Origin of the sequence: Streptomyces sp. NRRL F-5727 (genome assembly GCF_000719555.1) — a bacterium.
In the GTDB taxonomy this organism is placed as follows: Bacteria; Actinomycetota; Actinomycetes; order Streptomycetales; family Streptomycetaceae; genus Streptomyces.
This window is the reverse complement of the sequence record NZ_JOGX01000149.1, coordinates 1-781: the sequence shown is the minus strand read 5'-3', so window position 1 is coordinate 781 and position 781 is coordinate 1. Positions and strand designations below refer to the sequence as shown.

Annotated in this window: 2 protein-coding genes; both read right to left on the bottom strand. The window is 75.2% G+C overall.

The features are described 5' to 3' along the window. Window positions 1-23 precede the first annotated feature (23 nt). On the bottom strand, window positions 24-683 hold the full coding sequence (locus IF73_RS0137085) for a maleylpyruvate isomerase family mycothiol-dependent enzyme (protein ID WP_031015940.1): 660 nt from the start codon (window positions 681-683) through the stop codon (window positions 24-26). Then, a partial coding sequence (locus IF73_RS40175; RefSeq protein WP_158822186.1) for an adenosylhomocysteinase occupies window positions 683-781 on the bottom strand: 99 nt, incomplete at its 5' end. The genes IF73_RS0137085 and IF73_RS40175, both read right to left, overlap by 1 nt.

The window sequence follows — 781 nt, the reverse complement described above, 5'->3', positions numbered from 1 at the left end:
CGGGTGGCGGGTGGCGGGCGGCGTCAGCGGTAGATCAGGAGTTCCTGCTCGGTGGCGCCGGTGAGGGCGTACCGGGTGCGGACCAGGGGGCGGCCCGCGTAGAGGCGGATGAGGGTGGCGGCGTCGCCGACGAAGCGGGCGGGCGGGCGGCCCTCGATCTCGTTGCCGAGGGCCACCTCCCCCGGATGGTCGGCGAGCCGCCCGACCAGGCGCGGAGTCTCCCGCCTGCGGCTGGTGACGGAGAGCAGCGGGAGGGCGAGGGCCAGGGCGTCGCCGCAGTACGCGCCCGGCTCGCCGAACGCCTCGCGGACGTCCCCGGCGTGCACCCACTCGCCGAGGGCGACCGCGTCGAGCCGCCCGTCCTCGTGTTCCGCGATCACCGGTCCGGCCTCGGTGAGGCCGCGCTCCAGCTCGTCGAGGATCCGGCCCAGCGGCCAGTCCTCCCGCTCGGCGACGTCACGGGCGTTGGACTCGGGAAGGAAGACGCCCTCTTCGAGGCGGCCCTCCACGATCCGCACCAGCGCCGCCGCGCAGTGCGCGAGGACCTGGCGGGCGGTCCAGCCGGGGCAGGCGGTGCGGAGCTCGTACGCCTCCTCCGGGGTGCGGCGCAGCAGCGGCATCAACAGGTCCCGCTCGGTGGTGAGGAGCCGGTCGGGCAGCCACGGGTCGCGTTCGGTACACATCAGTAGCGGTAGTGGTCGGGCTTGTACGGGCCGTCGACGGGCACGCCGAGGTAGGCGGCCTGGTCGTCGCTGAGGACGGTCAGCTTGACGCCGAGGGC